The following is a 17721-nucleotide window of genomic DNA, read 5'->3' as shown; positions in this document are numbered from 1 at the left end:
CGCGTCAATCCTTATGCCGGGCAGTGAGACTGCCTTGCCAATCCTCGAGTTGCTGGGCGCGGATGGCCGTGCTTTCCATGCGGCAGATGGACTCGGTGGCAGGCGCCGCGCTGGAACCAAAGCGTCTGGCTCGTACTGCGCAATCCTTGTCGAAATACGCAAGCCAAGCCCGCTGGGCCGCTTGCGCCTCGGCGGCCGTCTCCTTGGAGCCCGATGCGGAAAGCGTCGCCATGACAGCCTTGTATGCCTTGTTCAAGCGCTCGTCCTGGAACTTGAACTCATCATCCGCACAATCGCCCTGGTCGACGACACGGCCTTTCGTGCTGGCGATGCATGTCGAATAGCTTGGGCGTATTCCGTAATACTTCGGCGATACGTAGGAAAGGCGCTCGACCCCCGGCACGATGGCGACACCATTGATCACGTCCTGTGTGTCGTTCTGTGGCTCGGATGCTGGAAGATCAGCCTGCGCATTTCCGGCAAGGAGCAAGCAAACGAGCGGCAGAAGTCGGAGCGTCTTCATCATCATGAGGTTCCACTGATCGGCTACAGTTCGGCTCGTGGAGTCTACCCAAATTTCCGGTCTGGCCAAATCGAGTCAACCGAGGACCGATTCCGCACCTGAAAATCCCCGATCCCGTTGGAACACCACCCGCATCTGTTTCGCATCGCGCTTCGGCGGAATCCCGAACATCCGCGCGTATTCACGGCTGAATTGCGAGGGGCTTTCGTAGCCCACCTGGAAGCAGGCCGTCTCGACGTTGACGGCGCTGGAGATCATCAACCGACGCGCCTCCAACAGACGGAGCTGCTTCTGGTATTGGAGCGGCGTCATCGACGTCAGCGCCTTGAACTGGCGATGGAACGCCGAGGGGCTCATCTGCGCGATCGCGGCCAGTTCCTCGATCCGGATCGCCTCGGTGAAGCGCGTCCGCAAGGTGTGCATGGCGTTTATCACCCGCTGCGACGGGCTGTTCGCGAGCGTCATCCGGGCAACGTCTCCACCATGAGGGCCAGTCAGCAGCCAATAACCGATCTCGCGCATGATGACGGGATAAAGCGTCGGAATCGCCTGAGGCGTATCGAGCAGACGAACCAGGCGCAATGCGCAATCGGCTAGCGGACCCTGGAAGTCCGTGACGAAGACGCCACGGCCGGGCTCGCCGCTTGCCCTGGGAGGCGCGTCGAGCCCCTCCGCGACGCTGCGCACGATCGCGAGGTCGAGTTCGAAGGCGAGAACGAGGCAGGGCTCGCCCGGACTGGCTTCGACGACACGGCCGATCGACGGCGTCTCCACGCCGATGACCAGCGCCTGCCCTGCCCGGTACTCGAGCCGGTTGCCACCGAACATTCCCCACTTGGCACCCTGGGCCACGATGCACATGGCCGGCCGGGAAAGCATGTGGGCAGGAGGTTTCGGATGATCCGACCGCATGATCGCCATACCCTCGATCGCCGTCATGAACGGGCTCTCGCCGGGATGGCTTTCCGTGTAACGCAGTAGGGCTTCCACCAACGGGTCTGGCATGTCCGGTTACTCCCCGTGCTGCATGCCCGGCAAGGCTAATCCTCAAGGCAGGAATAGGCAAGAAACAGGAGGGTTTCGGCATTCAGTACGGCGACTCCCGGAACCAGAATGTCTCAAACAGCCCCTGTGCCGACGCGCACATCCCTTCAAGAGAAGTCAGCCATGTCAAACAGTAAGATCGCCATCGTGACCGGCGGCAGCCGTGGCATCGGTCGCCAGACCGTCCTCTCCCTCGCCAAGCGCGGGGTCCGCTCGATGTTCACCTATAACGCCAATCGTGCAGAAGCCGAAAGCGTGGTCGCGCTTGCCGCGGACGCGGGAGTACGGGCTATCGCCCTGCAGCTGGACGTGGGCAAGAGCGAAACGTTCGATCGCTTCGCGATACAGGTCCGTGAAGCGTTGGCGAGTCTCGACGCCGAGCGTTTCGATTACCTCGTCAACAACGCCGGCACGTCGTCAGGCGCTGGCCTGGAAACGATCACCGAGGCGGAAATGGACGCGCTCTACGACGTCCACTTCAAGGGGGTCCTGTTCCTGGTACAGAAGCTGCTGCCACTCATGAACGATGGCGGCCGTATCGTGAACATCTCTTCGGGACTGGCCCGCTTCGCCATGCCCAACCGTATCGGATACGGTTCCATCAAGGCCGCCGTCGAAGCGTTGAGCCGTTACATGGCGCTGGAACTGGGTCCGCGCCGGATCGCCGTCAACGTGGTGGCACCGGGCGCGATCGCCACGGACTTCAGCGGAGGCATCGTCCGCGACAATCCGCAGGTCAACAAGGCCGTCGCCGAACACACGGCGCTTGGGCGAGTAGGCGTCCCCGAAGACGTCGGCCCGGTGATCGCGTCGCTTCTCTCCGATGACTTCGGATGGGTGAATGCGCAGCGGATCGAAGTGGCGGGGGGTATGCATATCTGAGCTTGTTCGAAGCATTGGATATACTCCGCCACGAGGCGTGGGGACCTCGGACACCGTGGTGGTAGATATCGTGGAAACGCTTGCGAGACTGACGCATGCCGGCACCTTGCTGATCGTCAATGCGTTACTCGCGGCACTTTCTTCTGCGATCTTCGCCACCCTCCACTTGAGCCTCCGCAAGACGCGCCCTATTCGCGGGCTTGCCGTATGGGCAGCCAGTCATGCGCTGATCGCCACGGGGTTTTCCGTCCTTGTCCTCCCAGCGTTCGGGATCGATTTCTTCGGCCTGGCATTGCTCGCCAACCTGCTTATCGACCTGGGCACCGCCTTCGGCCTGGTGGCGGTCCTGGTCTACTTCGAGCACCCGCTCCGCTCCGGGCGCGTTCTGTTCGTTGCGGCGATCATCGGGGCGGTGGAGGCGCTTTACGTCCTCAATCATGACGAAGACCTGCGTCTGATGGTGGTCGCCGGAGGCAGCCTCAAGGGCTTGTTGACCATCGCAACCGCCGTCGCCTTCTGGCGCTGCCGCGACGATGCGCAGAGACTGGCCGCGCGAGTCGCCGCGGCCTTTCATTTCCTGTGGGCGGCTGCGCTTTTCATGCGGGTAGCGTGGTGGGAATTACACCCGCTCACGAGCGGGTCCCACGATCCGACTTCGGCGTTCGGCCTGCTATCCCGTTTGCTGCTGACATGGGTGATCACGCCGTGCATCCTGTGGATGCTCAGCCGGCAGTTCGACGCCGAACTGGTCCAACTGGCCAAGGAAGATCCCCTCACGGGCATAGCCAATCGGCGCGTGATGTGGGAGCTCGGTGAGCGGGTCGCCGCCGATACGTCACAACCGACGCGACGGTTCGCGGTGCTGATCCTCGATGTCGATCATTTCAAGCGAATCAACGACCGCTGGGGACATCCCGGTGGTGATGAGGCGCTCAAGGCGATCGCCACGCTCCTTCATCGCCTTACCTGCCCACCCGACCTACTGGCCCGGGTCGGCGGCGAGGAATTCATGGTGTTGATGGTCGACACGGATGAGGAGGCGGTGCGGAACTTCGCCGAGGAACTGCGCGCCGAGGTGCAGGCGTCCTCCATTACCGTGGGGTCGGAGCACGCGTTGAGGTGCACCGTCAGCATCGGCCATCATCTTTTTCATGGTGGGGACAGCTGGAACAACGCCGTCACCATGGCGGACCAAGCGTTATACGAGGCAAAACGGCGTGGACGAAATCAAGCAGTGGCATCGGCCGCCCTGCACGATGAACCGGAAGGCTCGCACTAGCGAAGTGTCGTAGCTTCCTGGTCGCCACTTTTGGCGATCGCTATCTGGTTGCATTTTGAAACCTATGAGGTTAGGCTCTTCACGGATTCGTCTTGCCATCGAGCGATTCCATGAAACCACCCCCACGTCTATCCCGCTCCCTTCTCGCCCTCCTCGCCTGCGCCAGTGGGGTGAGCGTCGCCAACGTCTACTACGCGCAGCCCTTGCTCGATGCCGTGGCCACCGACTTTGCGATCACACCGGCGGTGGTTGGCGGGGTCGTCACGGCGACGCAGGTGGGCTGCGCCATGGCACTGCTCCTCGTCGTGCCACTAGGCGATATCGTCCGCCGCCGACGCCTCATGCTCGTCCAGGCGATGGCGCTTATCGGCGCGCTGATGACCATCGCGCTTGCCGGCAATACCACGATTCTTCTCGCCGGCATGCTCGGTGCTGGGCTGTTCGGCACGGCGATGACCCAGGGCTTGATCGCGTATGCGGCAAACGCCGCCGATGACGGCGAACGCGGACGCGTGGTCGGCACGACGCAGACCGGGGTCTTCATCGGCCTGCTGCTGGCCCGCGTGGTAGCGGGCGGTATCAGTGACATCGCAGGCTGGCGGAGTGTCTACGCCTTCGCAGCCATCCTCATGATCGGACTGGCGGCGATGCTCTGGCGGGCACTGCCCGATCTTCCGGTCCATGCGAACCGCCTGTCGTACGGACGTCTTGTCGCATCCATGGCCACGCTTATCCGTGACGAGCGGGTGCTCCGCGTTCGCGGTGTGATCGCCCTCCTGATGTTCGCCGCCCTCAACATCTTCTGGAGCGCCCTCGTGCTGCCATTGAGCGCGGCGCCGTACCACTTCTCCCATACCGCTATCGGCGCCTTCGGCCTGGTGGGCGTGATCGGCGCCTTGGCGGCCGGACGCGCCGGACGCTGGGCCGACCAGGGGCACGGCGAGCGGACCACGGTCGTAGCAATTGTCTTGCTGACCGCCGCATGGTTGCCCCTGGCCTACATGGGCGCATCCATGTGGTGGCTCGCCCTCGGCATCATCCTGCTCGACATGGGCGGCCAGGCCATCCACGTGACCAACCAGAGCCTCATCTTCCGCACGCGTCCGGATGCACATAGCCGCCTCGTCGGCGCTTACATGCTGTTTTATTCGGCGGGAAGCGGCTTGGGCGCGATGGCGACGACGATGGCTTACGCGAGGTATGGCTGGAATGGTGTTTGTGCGTTGGGTGCGGGAGTCAGCGTTTTGGCGTTGTTGTTCTGGGCCGCGTCCGTGCGACGGGAACCGTGCGTCGATGCGTGTGCTGCTACGACGCCTGCTCGATAAAACGCGGAGTACCCGGGGTGTTCAGGGTCAAAGGAACGGGAAGCGGACTTCCTAACCGTGGTCGTGTGGGCCGCAGGAAATTGTGGCTCTGCGATCTTCACTGTTGCCAGACCCAGCTTGCGCGGCATCATAGGAGAGCTTTTCCTCGTCTGAAAAGGTCCTCCCCATGAGTTACCCATCACCCGTCATTCTCATCACCGGCGGAAGCCGCGGCGTCGGCGCGGCAACCGCACGACTAGCAGCCACGCGAGGCTACGACGTGGCGATCAGTTACGTGTCCAACGCATCGGCCGCGCAGGCCGTGGTGGCCGATATCGAAGCCATGGGACGCCGTGCCTTAGCCGTACGCGCGGATAGCGCGGACCCGGCACAGGTGGAACAGCTGTTCGCCGCCGTCGACAAGGCCTTCGGCCGGATCGACGTGCTGGTGAACAACGCGGCTGTTTTGGAACTGCAGTCGCGCCTCGAAGACCTCAGCTTCGAACGGATGCAGCGTGTATTCGCCGTCAACGCCATCGGCCCGATCCTCTGCGCCCAGCAAGCGTCCAGGCGCATGTCACACCGCCATGGTGGACGCGGCGGCTCCATCGTCAACGTCTCGTCGGCGGCGGCACGCCTCGGCAGTCCGAACGAGTACATCGACTATGCCGCCTCCAAGGGCGCCCTGGAGACCTTCACCACAGGCTTCGCCAAGGAAGTCGCGCGGGAAGGCATCCGGGTCAACTGTGTTCGTCCGGGACATATCTATACGGAAATGCACGCCAGCGGCGGCGAACCCGGGCGGGTCGACCGGGTGAAGGACTCGATCCCGATGGGCCGCGGCGGCCAGCCCGAGGAAGTCGCCCGGGCGATCCTGTGGCTGGCGGGCGACGAGGCCTCTTTCATCACCGGGACCTTCCTCGACGTGACCGGCGGCAAATAGGCCTGTCTCGGTCATGAGCCACTTTCACCAAAGCGTTGAAAGTGTTGTGCCAACTGGTGCCTTTTTCCTCGAACAGGCCTCGCGCAAGCTTTACCTGCGTCTTATCCCCTGTCCGAGGTCACTCCCATGAAACAGCTTCTTCTCGCCGGACTGATGGCCGCCTCCTTCTCGGCGGCGGCCGATCCTTCGCAATCGCCCGCCGTCGAGCGCGTGGCCACGTTCGAGGGCGCGATGCCGACGGGTGTCACGGTCGCGCCGAATGGCCGCATCTTCGTCAACTACCCCCAATGGGGCGACAATCCGGCCTTCACGGTCGGGGAACTCAAGGATGGCAAGGTCACCGCCTATCCGTCGCAGGCGTTCAATAACGCCGATCCGTCCCACGCGGCGTCCACCCTCATCAGCGTCCAGAGCGTCGTCGCCGATGCCGCCAACCGCCTGTGGATCCTCGATACCGGCGCACCGAAGTTCGCCGTGCCGATCGCCAGTGGTGCGAAGCTCGTCGCGGTGGACCTCGCCACCGACAAGGTCGTCAAGACCATCGTGCTCGGTGACGGCGTGGTCCTTCCGACCACCTATGTGAACGATGTCCGCTTCGACCTGCGCGTGGGCAAGGCGGGTGTCGCCTATATAACCGACAGCTCGGTCAAGGGCCCGGGTGGCATCATCGTCGTCGATCTCGATTCGGGCCATGCGATCCGCCGCCTGAGTGGGCACGCGAGCAGCATGCCCGACAAGGGTTTCGTGCCCGTTATCGAGGGCAAGCCCCTGATGAACCGCCCCGCGGGTGGGCCGCCAAGCCCCTGGCTCGTGGCCAGCGATGGCATCGCCATCTCCGCCGATGGAAAGACGCTGTATTACTGCGCGTTATCGAGCCGTCATCTTTTCAGTGTCCCCACCGCGCTGCTGCGCGATGAGAAGGCATCCGAAGCGGACATCGAAAAGGCCGTACTCGACCTCGGCATGAAGGGCGCATCCGATGGCCTGGCCGAAGACGACAAGGGGCGCGTCTATGGTGGTGACTACGAGCACAACAGCATCCGCCGCTACAGCGCCGGCAAATGGGAAACGCTCGTGACCGATCCACGCATCCTGTGGCCGGATACCTTATCGGTCGGCACGGATGGCTACCTGTACTTCACCGCCAACCAACTGCACCGGCAGGCGGGTTTCCATGAAGGGAGGGACGAGCGCAAGCAGCCCTACGAACTGCTCAGGGTGAAGATCGGCGCAGGCCCCGTGCTGCTCAAGTAGATAGCGCCCAAGAAAAAGGCCGCCTGCGTAGGCAGGCGGCACTGGGGAAACACGCGATGGCCCTCACGGGACATTTCTAGTTATGGTCGAAGCGTTGATTAGAAGTCGTACGTAGCCGTCAGGCGGGCATAACGCGGGTTCTGGAAGTACTGGCCCAGACCGTAGTTGTTGAGCACGGTCTGCGGCGATGCTTCATACGTCGCGTAGCTGATGAGCGGCTTGCGCTCGTTGGTGACGTTGAAGACCGACAGGCCGAAGGCGAGCTTGCCTTCGAAGTACGACGGACGGTAGGTCACCGCGAGGTCGAGCTGGCGGTACCACGGATTGCGCTTGTCACCCGGATGCGACGGCTGGCCGTTGCAGTTGTGGTACGACGAGCCGTAACCGATCGGATCAGGATCTGCCGCTCCGTCCAGGAAGCCCAGGCACGACTTCGGTGCGCCGGAGGCGAGACGCAGGTTACCCGAGACCAGCCATTCGTCCGTGAGCTGGTAGGCACCGTAGGCCTTGATCTGGTGCGTACGATCGTTGGCCAGGAGGCCATTGGCGTACTGCATCAGCTCGGCGGAATCCCAGTCCTGCGTCTTGGAGATGTCCGTCTGGCCGATGTCCGACTTGGTCTGGCCTTCCGTGTTGCCGTAGGAACGCGAGAACGTGTAGTCGAGGCGACCCTGCCACTTGCCGTCGAACGGATGCTCCAGGTAGAGGTCCAGCGCGTAGTAAGAACGCTTGGCCTTCTGCGAGAACCCCCAGTCTTCCTGGTTCATCTTCACTTCGGTGCGGCCGGAACCGTCGACATTGGCCAGGCTGAACGTGTTGGTGTCGCCCGGGTTGAAGATGACGCAGCCCGGAATGGTCACCGAATCCGGGTCCAGCCCTTCGCGCGTCATCTTGTCGGCGATCTTGCCCGTATCGCAGACGTCATCGATGGCGGTACGCAGCTTGCGTACCGTGACCTTGGCACCGGTCACCCAATCGGAACCGAGCGTCTTGTCGAAGCCCAGGATGGCTTCATCCTGGTACTGCGACTTCAGATCGCGTGCCGCGACGGACTGCGCGTCGATCGGCTGACCGAACTCGCCGTCCGGCGACACGATGCCGTTGCCCAGCGGCGTAAGACCGGTCGGACGGCCATTCTGGTCGATACCGGTGTAGTTGAAGTACTCATACGTATAGGTCGACGACGAAGCGCCACGCACCGCGACGTTATTCGGCAGCGCGAGGTAGTAGCGGCCGAGGTTGCCGTAGATCTTCAGCGACGAGTCGCCGAACACGTCCCACGACGCGCCCAGGCGCGGGGCCCACTGTGCCTGGTTGTTGACGTAGGGCTTGTTGTTGTCGTTGAAGTTCTTGAAGCCGTCGTTACGCAAGCCGATGCTCAACAGCAGCTTGTCGTTGACCTGCCAGCGATCCTCGAGGTACTGCGCGCGCTGGTCGAGCGACATGTTCGTCACGCTCGAGAAGATGACGCGACGCACGTAATAACCCTCGCCACCCGGCGCACCGACTCCCTGCCCCGGGCTGATGGCAACATCCGGATTGGCGGAGTGGAAGTAACGCCAGTAATAGCCCGGTCCGCTCGTCGAGGTGCCCTCGTCGATGCCCTTGTAATGCATGTTGTCGATACCACCCGCGAGATGGTGATCGCCCAACTGCCATTCGAGGTCGAGGCGGAGGCCGTGGGTACGGCTACCCGCGCTCGGGTCCTGGCTGGTCTGCGAGGAGTTGAGGTTCGTGATCGGGTTGCCGCCATTGAGCGCGGGGTCCTGCAGTGCCGGGTTGTAGATGTACGGCTGCTGGTCGATGTTCGGCGTGGGGTTGTGCAGGTAATCGTCCGTCCAGCCCTTGGCATAGGTCGCCGAAAGCGTGATGTCATCGGTGATGTAGGACGTGTACTTGGCGATCGCGTATTTCGACGTGATCTTCGACGTATCCGCATCCGCGCCAGTACGACCAGACTTTGTACGCGTATCGTAATCGTAGCCGGTGTAATAGCCGCGCTGCTCGTCGGTCGAGTGGATACCGGTCAACTCCAGGATGTTGCTGTCGTTGATGTTCCAGTCGATCTTGGCGTAGATCTTCGGCAGGTTGTACGTGTAGTGGTTGTTCGCGACCGGGTTGGCCTCGGCATTCGAGGTGCTGGTGCCTTCCGATTTCTCGGCCTCGGCGGCGACGAAGAAGAACAGCTTGTCCTTGATGAGCGGGCCACCGACATAGGCGCTATAGGTTTGCGTCCACTTGGTGTTGTCTTCGCCGTTGCGGTAGAGGGTACCTACCTTGCTCGTGTCCTGGTAGCCGTAGCCGGCCGGCAGCTGACGGTTTCCGTAGTACACGTTACCCGGATTCGAGGCGGCGAACTTGGGTTCCCAAAGAATCTGGGCGCCAAAATGCCATTCGTTGGTACCGCGCTTACCGACCTGCGAAATCACGCCACCGTCGGAACGGCCGTACTTGGCGGAATAGCCGCCCGTGTAGACCTCCTGCTGGTCGATCGCGCCATACGGCAAGCCCACGCCGCCGAGGGCCTTGTAAGGGTCGGTCGTGTTGTAACCGTTGACGTAGTACGCGTTTTCGGAGGCACCGGAGCCGCCGAACGACACCGTGCGGAAACGGCCGTTGCCGAGCGTGCTCTGGCCGGCGACGGCACCCGGGGCGAGCAGCGCGATAGCTTCCGCGTTACGACCCAACGGCAGACGAGCCAAGGTCTGGGCGTTCACGACGGTGCGTGAATCGACCGTCGAGGTGTCGATGGGAGGCAAGGAGTTGGCGGAAACGGTAACGGACTCCAGCGACTGCGCATTCGCCGCGGTCGCGGCGCTCGCAAACGAGACGTCCGTGCTGCCACCCACCTTGATCTGGATGTCCTTGCGCGAATCGACAACGGCACCATCGCGCTTGAGGCTGACGGTGTAATTGCCCAGCGGCAGGTTGCCCACACGGTAACGGCCATCGGCATCGACCGGCACATCGCGCGTGAAACCGCTATCGCTCGTCACGGTGACGGATTCGCCCGCCGCGACAGGCACCTGGCCGAAGATGGAACCACTGGTCGCCTGCGCGAAGACCGTGCAGGTAGCACCCATGCCGAGTGCCAGCGCGACAGCCAGCACCGACGGCCGCACAAACGTGCGCCGTTCGCTTCTGAAGAATTCCATGGTCTCCCCCAAAGGAAAAGTGATACGAAATGAAAAAAGTTGGTCTTACACCCGCCTTTCCGTCCCGCGCGATACCGGCAATGCAGCGCTGTTGCTCTCCCCGAGCAAAAGCGTCCGTATCGCGTTGGACTAGATATATCGCTTAAACGCGCGAACTATTTGGATGTCCAAATCTTTCGCAGGTCGAGGCAAGACTATGCGTCGGTGTGATGACAAGTCAACAGATGTTGGGGGTAATTTACAACATTCGCAATAACTTGCGGACTGACATGGATACACGTATCGCAAGAACTTGTTATTGCACCCCAATGAGTGCACGACGGCTGACATGCAGCTTCGCCACGACGTCAGTTTGCCGCCTCAAAAACGCCACCCACGACTTATAGCTTGCAGGTCTGCCGCCGACGGCTGCCTGTTCAACCGGGCTCGCTGGTCGGACGACATCGTCACGCCAAAGCGTGACGCCACATAGGGAGATGATCAATGGACAAGCACTACCGCACACGCCACTTCGCGCACTCATGGAGGCAACCGGCTTTCCTGTTCTTGGGCGTGGCGCTTGCCGCGTCGGTACAGGCAGCGCCACACTTCGTCACTTTCATCAATGACTCGGACCGGACGGTTACCTCCATCGAGACCACTCCGGAAGGCACACACCATTGGCATGCTCTCGATCTTGGCGGCCCCTTGATCGGCGGAAAAGGCAGCGAGATCGCAGTCCGGTTCGACAGCGCGGATGCGTGCAAGCAGGACCTATCGGTGACTTACCGCGGGATGGCGCCGTTGACGATCACGGGGTTCGACGTTTGTCGCACCAACCGCCTTTATTTGGGAAAAGCTTTGGCAAGGGCACGGCGCTCCGCCTCAAGCTAAGGGCGCCGCCCCTCTCTCCCTGCTGGTCGTGTGAATGAAATACCGGCGCCTTGCGAGTCAATCCGAGTCCCTCCCTGCGACGGACGCCGCCGAGGACCAATCACTGGCTGATTTTCAAGAGTCCTTCTTCGTCGACGAGAGGATACCTGTGGGTGTCTCGTGGATGTCCTCCGCGCGGTGCGCCGGTCGTTGTGGCGTCGCCTCGACATATGGGTCGAAGGCAAAGTCACCGTCCTCGGCCCGATCCTCGCGCTCGTTAGCGGCGCTCGCTTCCGCCTGCTCCCGGGACAGGGTTTCTCCTCAGCCACGCGCTCGTCGAAAGCGACGCGCCCCGCATCAATCTGCCTGCGGACAAGGTCGAGTTGTTCCCTGGAGCGCTGAAACCAGTCAGTGCTCCGGATCTGATGGAGGTTCCAACCGTGATCTTCCAATACCTGCTGGCGGAGACGGTCGCGATCACGGGCGGATTGGGCGCCGTGGTACGAAAAGCTGGGCGCCGAGGTCTTCTTCGAGTTCCTTGATCGCTCGTGGCAACGGCAATTGTTCGACGTGAAGCCGCTCGGCAGCTCACGCAAAATGGAGTTCTTCGGCCACCGCGAGGAAACAACGTAAGTGGCGAAGATCCATTTACTTCGCTCCATTCCATCGACTCATCACGATTACTTTTTTAAATGCTTTCTAATGTCATCGATAAGACCCGGCCCAGCAGGCTTCCATCCGAGCAATTCCTGCGTGATAGCGCTTGATGCTGAGAGGTCGCGCCGAACAAGTTTCCCGAAAAAGCCAAAGTGCGCATCGGCGTCTTCTGAGGAAATCGACAACAAGGGTATATTCAAGCCATCACCGATAGCTTTTGCTATAGCCTTCAGCGAAATGCCCTCTTCGCCTACTGCGTGATATGTGGCTCCGGCTTGATGTTTATCCAAAGCGAGCGCGTAGACACGCGCTGCATCCTCGACATAGCAAGCAGACCAGCGATTCAGCCCATCATCGACATAAGCAGAAATACCCTTCTCACGCGCAATACCTATCAAAGAGGTTACAAGGCCTTGCTTCGCGACGCTATGCACCTGTGGAAGACGTATGACGTTCACGTGAACACCTCGCGCTTGTAAAGCTGTCGCTGTCTGTTCAGATACGCGTGGTGTTGGAGATACGGCCGGCAAACTAACAGATTCGGTTATCGGCCGAATAGGTGACTCTAAAGGCATGCCCGTACTCACCAGGAGCGGGCGATTCGTGCCTTTCAGCGCATCACCAAATGTCTCAATGACACGCTTATCAAGTTCTGCATTTTCTTTAAACTTAGAAAAATCATGCTCAAACGCACAATGAATTACTGCATCCGCCATTGCCGCACCGGCATAAATAGCATTCAAGTCTTCAAGGCGACCTAGATGCACTTCTGCACCAGCGGAGCGCAGAAGCTTTTCTCCCGCTTCCGATCGAGCTAGCCCGATCACACTGTGTCCATGCTCAAGAAGCTGAGGAATGATGGCTGATCCTACAAGGCCGGTAGCCCCAGTCAAAAATACCCGCATGACTAATTCCCTCTTCTGAAAATTGGTGCTTGATAGAAATTAGGTGGCCCAGAGGCACCGCCGGGCTCAATCGCCAAAAACATAGGCGCAGGGCTATAGTTACTTTGGGTAAGCTACATGATGAACGAATATGTGGTAGTAAGGAAGAACGCACAATCACCTTAGGAAGTGAGGTAGAAGTAACTATGAAAAAACCGCTGAAGAACGCCCGACGAGAGCCGATTGCACTACTGTGTGATAGCGACGAAGCCAAGGTCGTTCGGGAATTCATGGCAAAGATTGGTGACAAGTGGAGCATCATGCTGGTCGTCTTATTAGGACGACGCCCAACACACCGAGCGCGATTTTCCGAGCTTCAGAAACTCGTCACGGGCATATCTCAACGAATGCTTAGCACGACGCTACGTGGCCTGGAGAGGGACGGATTCGTGCCCCGAGAGTGGAGTATGAGCTTACCGCTCGCGGGCTAAGCTTGTTGGAGCCTCTGCACAATTTAGTGGAGTGGATTGGAGATAATTGGGAATCGATAAAAAAGTCGAGAGAAACTTTTGACAAACGTCCACGATAATCGTCGAAAAAATTGATGGGTTTACGAACTGAGAGGTGAAGCTATGGGTGAGCGTCAGTAATTCATCTGTTCGGCGACTCTTTGAAGCGTCGGCAAGTGAATTGTCGCTGTGTATCTGAATCAACCCTTTCGCTTCGCAGGCCACCCATTTGTTCAAGCACTGCGAGACGTTGTAAATTCTTCTGACCTGCTAATCATTCACCGAGGTCGATCATCGCCGTGGTGGTAAATGACCCTGTCGCTCTGGGGATTGCCTCGCGAAAAATCCTCAGTGGCCTGGTCCGATGTGTGGCAGCAACAGGTAGGACATATGCTCTCCGCCGGTCGCAACAGCATCTGCTCCACCGTAGAGCGCCGGGTCACGGTTTGGATGCGCCGCGAAAAAGAGCCCCGAGGACGCGCGCATGCGTGCGGTGATCACTGCCATGCACGAGGCGCCGACGCGAAATGGGATCTGCAAACACCCGCCAGCAAAGCCGCCATGTCGCGCACGACCTTCGCGCTGAGGTTCAAGGAGCTTGTTGGGTTGTCGCCGATGGACTACCTGACGCACTGGCGAATGAGGCTCGCCGCAGACAGGCTGACGCGTTCCCGCGACTCGATTGCCAGAATCGGCCGCGCGCTTGGGTACGAGTCCGAGAAATCCTTCAGCACGGCATTCAAACGGGTCATGAACTGTTCGCCGCGCCACTATGGCCGCGAACAACGCGCAGGAACAACATGAAGACACAAGTCAGACGTGCCAGACGTGAGATACCGCCCGCGAACAGTTGCATCGTCGGACAATTCAGGGATGCGGACCTTCTCGATTGTTACGCCATCAACCTCCCCTCCGGAACACCATCGGACATGCGTGTTCTCGCCACGACCATGTTTCGATCCCCACCCGCATGGTTTCGGCTCCTCATGCTCATTCGGGACACGGTAATAGGCGTGTTCGGGGTGAAAACGTCCAGTCAGATGCGCCTGACGGCACCGCGAACGCACATGATTGAATTTTTTCCGATACAACGCGAGGATCAGGACGAAATCATTCTGGGCGAAAACGATATTCATCTGGATTTCCGCCTTTCACTTTTGCGCCAGCAGACGCCGAACGGCCAGCATCTGTATGCGACCACGGTGGTGCACTGTCATGGGAAACTGGGCCGCACCTATCTTGCGGTCATCGAACCCTTTCACCGTCTTGTTGTGCGTGCCAGTCTGGCCCGCCTGGCAAGGCGCCTGCAGGCTACTGAAGCTGGTCGGACCTGACGCTGTCTTTCAGCACCGCCATTCTCTTTTACGCTGTATTCTGGTTCGCACTGCTGTTCCTGATAATTGCGGTGCCCATTTGGGGCGCCAATCGAGGCGATTTGGACACCGAGGATAACTGGACTTTTGCGACTGTGGAGGAAGCTCGAAAGAACGCCTACCCCGCCGAGGGCGCTAATCCACACCGCCGGCAATACTACAAACATCGTCAGGCGTCAGGACGTGATTCCCATGGCACCGACGGACCTATTTGCCCGGAGCCGGCCCCGTTTCGGACGAGAATTTTCACTACTTTTGCCCTTTAATGCCTTGCTCGCGCCCGAACCTCCGTTTATCGACCGGTGTCGGTCCATTTCCGGCCCCTTGCTGCGGGGAGGCATACGATGATGTTTCGTCTCACAACGAGTTTCTGGGTCGCACTACTCCTACTGCATTCCTCGCTCGCCTTCGCCGAGGCTAGGCGCACCATGCCCAACTCGGAACTGTCGCGGCAATGCCCGGCATCGCATTTAGAACGTTTGTCACCAGCTGATCTTCGCGATGCCCTGGATGCATACAAGATGACGCTGGACAAGCCAACGCAGGCAGCGATGGATGCCGCAGAAGCACAACACTGCGCTGGTGTGTCGGCAGGAGCCGCCTGCGCGAACGCTGGCGATCTCGAAGTTTCAGCTCAAGCGGGGCGTCTGTCCGACATCTCGGCAAGGCTTTGCGCACAATTCACCCGATGCACCACCCCATCGCAGTGCGTTGAACGGTCAGGTCAGGGGCTTATCGACGCGGTGCGCCGCGAGGGCGCCTCGCGCGTTGCACAGTCGATGTCCGAAATCGAATGGTCAGTCGCTTTCGATCAGGCTGCATCCGGGAAAGCCGACTGGCTAGAAGCCGTGGCAGCACTTCGCCCAGTTACCGATGCCGGGCGCGCGGAATCGATAGATTCCGCGATCAGCCACGCACTGCTGCCGAATCCAGCGGGCGTCCTAAGGCTTGTCGGTAATCATCCGGACCTGCCGGGGACGGCATGGTACTGCGTAGATCGGGATATTGAGCCGCTATCGGCCGCTGCCGCGCAGTGGGTCGCTCTGGCCCGATCGGCCGTGAGCCGCGTCGATGATCCTGCGCTTCGATCGCGTCGAGACGAGTGCCTTGCATCGCTCAATTCCGCAAATAACTAGATACTTCGGGTATCCGCGCGATGGTCAAACAGGGTTTCGAGAGCATCGAGAGCCGGTACGATGTCAGCCTTGTACCAACGCCCTAATGAAGGAATCTTGCCCGCCCGCCTCGTGATTATCAAAACCACAGGATTTCGAGCAGAAGATCTCGAGGCATTCGAGACGCAATGGTCTCCATCAAGGAAATCGAGTGCATCGAGGCAGGTGCGAGCGCATGGCGTGGCGTGTGTATGGTGAAGCGAGGCAGAAACCGGTCCGAGGCTGACAGTTACCCAGTTCCCCGGACACAAGTAGAGGTTGACCGGATTTCGGGATCGGAATCGACTGTTGAAGCAACGACCGTTTTGATAGTTGCTTTGATAGTCGCCGCCAAACAAAAACCCCGCAGAATCGAGATCCTGCGGGGTTTCGCCGCCATCACTGGCGGAGACGGAGTAATTTGGCGGAGAGAGTGGGATTCGAACCCACGGTAGGCTTACACCTACGGCAGTTTTCAAGACTGCTGCCTTAAACCACTCGGCCATCTCTCCATAAACTTTTATCAGGCGATCACTTCCAATCCCGCCATATACGGCCGCAGCACCTCGGGCACCTCGATCGACCCGTCCGGCTGCTGGAAATTCTCCATGACCGCGACAAGTGTACGACCAACCGCCAGGCCGGAGCCATTGAGCGTGTGCACCAGCTCCGGCTTGCCCGTCGCCGGGTTGCGCCAACGGGCCTGCATGCGCCGGGCCTGGAAGTCGGTGCAATTGGAGCAGCTGCTGATTTCGCGGTAGGTGTTCTGGCTGGGCAGCCACACTTCAAGGTCGTAGGTCTTGGCGGCGGCGAAACCCATGTCGCCTGTGCACAGCTGCACCTTGCGGTACGGCAGCTTCAGCGCCTGGAGCACGGCCTCGGCATGGCCGACCATCTCTTCCAACTGCGCGAAGCTGGTCTCGGCCGTGGCGATCTGCACCATTTCCACCTTCTCGAACTGGTGCTGGCGGATCATGCCACGCGTGTCGCGGCCGTAGCTGCCGGCCTCGGCGCGGAAGCACATCGAGTGGGCCGTCATGCGCAGGGGCAGCTCGTCGGCTTCGACGATGCTTTCGCGCACTAGGTTGGTCAGGGCCACTTCGGCGGTGGGAATCAGGTAGCGCTTGGTGTCGCCCACCTGGGTGCCGAACAGGTCTTCCTCGAACTTGGGCAGCTGGCTGGTGCCTTCCATCGCGTCCGCGTTCACGATCAGCGGCACGTTGTGTTCGAGGTAGCCATGCTTCGTCGTATGCAGGTCGAGCATGAACTGCGCGAGCGCGCGATGCAGGTGCGCGAGTTGTCCGCGCAGCACGGTGAAGCGCGCACCGGAGAGCTTCGAGCCGGCTTCGGCGTCGAGCCAGCCGTGACGGGCGCCGAGGTCAACGTGGTCCTTCACCGGGAAGTCGAACGGACGCGGGTGGCCCCAGCGGAGCAGTTCCAGGTTGTCGTTCTCGTCCTTGCCGAAAGGTACGGACTCGTCGGGCAGGTTCGGAATGCCGAGGGCGATGTCGGCGAGCTTGGCCTGCACTTCGGCCAGGGCGTGTTCGTTGGCCTTGAGCTTGTCGCCGATGCCGGCGACCTCGGCCATCAGCGGGGCCACGTCCTCGCCCTTCGCCTTGGCCTGGCCGATGGCCTTGGAACGGGTGTTACGCAGGTTCTGCAGCTCCTGGGTCTCCGTGGAGAGCGCCTTGCGCTCGGACTCCAGGCGCTCGATCGTGCTCACGTCGAGGTCGAAGGTCCGGGCGGCGCGGAGGCGCTCCGCCGTCTCGGCGAGGCGGCCGCGCAGGAGTGCGGGATCCAGCATTGTCTGTGTTCCGTGGGGTGTCGAATGCTGGATTATCGCAAAATTCGATTCGTAGTACGCGCAACGCGTGGCTGGATCAAGCCATCGGCTTGATCCCCGCACCC

General features: G+C 60.7%; 16 protein-coding genes, 1 tRNA gene and 1 pseudogene. 10 read left to right on the top strand and 8 right to left on the bottom strand.

All coding sequences use genetic code 11. The annotated features are described in order from the left end of the window. Window positions 1-4 precede the first annotated feature (4 nt). The gene (locus tag ACR9ZJ_RS01795; protein ID WP_481286679.1) at window positions 5-529 is read right to left on the bottom strand and encodes a lysozyme inhibitor LprI family protein; all 525 of its coding nucleotides are present in this window, start codon (window positions 527-529) and stop codon (window positions 5-7) included. Window positions 530-598: 69 nt separating this feature from the next. Next, window positions 599-1528, bottom strand: a complete 930-nt coding sequence (locus ACR9ZJ_RS01790; protein ID WP_481286678.1) for an AraC family transcriptional regulator — start codon at window positions 1526-1528, stop codon at window positions 599-601. A 162-nt stretch (window positions 1529-1690) separates the two neighbouring features. Between ACR9ZJ_RS01790 and ACR9ZJ_RS01785 the strand changes: the two genes are divergently transcribed. The 5 genes from ACR9ZJ_RS01785 to ACR9ZJ_RS01765 all read left to right on the top strand — a co-directional run bounded on the left by ACR9ZJ_RS01785 (window position 1691) and on the right by ACR9ZJ_RS01765 (window position 7229). Continuing rightward, on the top strand, window positions 1691-2449 hold the full coding sequence (locus ACR9ZJ_RS01785) for an SDR family NAD(P)-dependent oxidoreductase (protein ID WP_481286677.1): 759 nt from the start codon (window positions 1691-1693) through the stop codon (window positions 2447-2449). A gap of 58 nt (window positions 2450-2507) precedes the next feature. Continuing rightward, the gene (locus tag ACR9ZJ_RS01780; RefSeq protein ID WP_481286676.1) at window positions 2508-3728 is read left to right on the top strand and encodes a GGDEF domain-containing protein; all 1221 of its coding nucleotides are present in this window, start codon (window positions 2508-2510) and stop codon (window positions 3726-3728) included. A 110-nt stretch (window positions 3729-3838) separates the two neighbouring features. After that, window positions 3839-5053 carry an MFS transporter gene (locus ACR9ZJ_RS01775; protein WP_481286675.1) on the top strand — a complete coding sequence of 405 codons (1215 nt, stop codon included), beginning with the start codon at window positions 3839-3841 and terminating at the stop codon, window positions 5051-5053. A 166-nt stretch (window positions 5054-5219) separates the two neighbouring features. Beyond that, a complete protein-coding gene (locus ACR9ZJ_RS01770; protein ID WP_481286674.1) occupies window positions 5220-5975 on the top strand; it encodes an SDR family oxidoreductase in 756 nt (251 codons plus the stop codon). Between the two features lie 126 nt (window positions 5976-6101). Then, a complete protein-coding gene (locus ACR9ZJ_RS01765; protein ID WP_481286673.1) occupies window positions 6102-7229 on the top strand; it encodes an L-dopachrome tautomerase-related protein in 1128 nt (375 codons plus the stop codon). Between the two features lie 98 nt (window positions 7230-7327). On the opposite strand, the gene ACR9ZJ_RS01760 is transcribed toward ACR9ZJ_RS01765, so the two are convergent. Next, entirely contained in the window at window positions 7328-10384 is a 3057-nt protein-coding gene (locus ACR9ZJ_RS01760) for a TonB-dependent receptor (RefSeq protein ID WP_481286672.1), read from the bottom strand. A 483-nt stretch (window positions 10385-10867) separates the two neighbouring features. On the opposite strand from ACR9ZJ_RS01760, the gene ACR9ZJ_RS01755 reads away from it, so the two are divergent. Next, a complete protein-coding gene (locus ACR9ZJ_RS01755) occupies window positions 10868-11257 on the top strand; it encodes a hypothetical protein (RefSeq protein ID WP_481286671.1) in 390 nt (129 codons plus the stop codon). Here ACR9ZJ_RS01755 and ACR9ZJ_RS01750 read toward each other — a convergent pair. From ACR9ZJ_RS01750 to ACR9ZJ_RS01740, 3 genes and pseudogenes are all read right to left on the bottom strand, one after another. Further along, entirely contained in the window at window positions 11254-11688 is a 435-nt protein-coding gene (locus ACR9ZJ_RS01750; RefSeq protein ID WP_481286670.1) for a hypothetical protein, read from the bottom strand. The two genes, ACR9ZJ_RS01755 and ACR9ZJ_RS01750, sit on opposite strands and share 4 nt — an antisense overlap. A 25-nt stretch (window positions 11689-11713) precedes the next feature. Then, window positions 11714-11884: pseudogene (locus ACR9ZJ_RS01745) on the bottom strand (LysR family transcriptional regulator). Window positions 11885-11916: 32 nt separating this feature from the next. After that, window positions 11917-12798 carry an SDR family oxidoreductase gene (locus tag ACR9ZJ_RS01740; RefSeq protein ID WP_481286669.1) on the bottom strand — a complete coding sequence of 294 codons (882 nt, stop codon included), beginning with the start codon at window positions 12796-12798 and terminating at the stop codon, window positions 11917-11919. 185 nt (window positions 12799-12983) lie between these two features. Here ACR9ZJ_RS01740 and ACR9ZJ_RS01735 point away from each other — a divergent pair, with 185 nt between their 5' ends. The 4 genes from ACR9ZJ_RS01735 to ACR9ZJ_RS01720 all read left to right on the top strand — a co-directional run bounded on the left by ACR9ZJ_RS01735 (window position 12984) and on the right by ACR9ZJ_RS01720 (window position 15795). Further along, complete coding sequence (locus tag ACR9ZJ_RS01735; protein WP_481286668.1) at window positions 12984-13268, top strand: winged helix-turn-helix transcriptional regulator; 285 nt, start codon at window positions 12984-12986, stop codon at window positions 13266-13268. A gap of 327 nt (window positions 13269-13595) precedes the next feature. Then, on the top strand, window positions 13596-14090 hold the full coding sequence (locus ACR9ZJ_RS01730; protein WP_481286667.1) for a helix-turn-helix transcriptional regulator: 495 nt from the start codon (window positions 13596-13598) through the stop codon (window positions 14088-14090). Continuing rightward, window positions 14087-14620: a DUF2867 domain-containing protein gene (locus ACR9ZJ_RS01725; RefSeq protein ID WP_481286666.1), complete on the top strand. Its 534-nt coding sequence runs from the start codon at window positions 14087-14089 to the stop codon at window positions 14618-14620. The genes ACR9ZJ_RS01730 and ACR9ZJ_RS01725 overlap by 4 nt, the downstream gene beginning before the upstream one ends. Window positions 14621-15003: 383 nt before the next feature. After that, window positions 15004-15795, top strand: a complete 792-nt coding sequence (locus ACR9ZJ_RS01720) for a hypothetical protein (RefSeq protein WP_481286665.1) — start codon at window positions 15004-15006, stop codon at window positions 15793-15795. Window positions 15796-16235: 440 nt separating this feature from the next. Here ACR9ZJ_RS01720 and ACR9ZJ_RS01715 read toward each other — a convergent pair. Both ACR9ZJ_RS01715 and serS read right to left on the bottom strand, forming a co-directional pair. After that, window positions 16236-16325, bottom strand: a tRNA-Ser gene (locus ACR9ZJ_RS01715). An 11-nt stretch (window positions 16326-16336) separates the two neighbouring features. Next, window positions 16337-17617, bottom strand: a complete 1281-nt coding sequence (gene serS / locus ACR9ZJ_RS01710; protein ID WP_481280524.1) for a serine--tRNA ligase — start codon at window positions 17615-17617, stop codon at window positions 16337-16339. Window positions 17618-17721: the final 104 nt, after the last annotated feature.

Source organism: Luteibacter sp. KNZ12-1A, from assembly GCF_056755675.1.
Note: the sequence above shows the minus strand (reverse complement) of the source record. Positions and strands in the feature narration are given on the sequence as shown.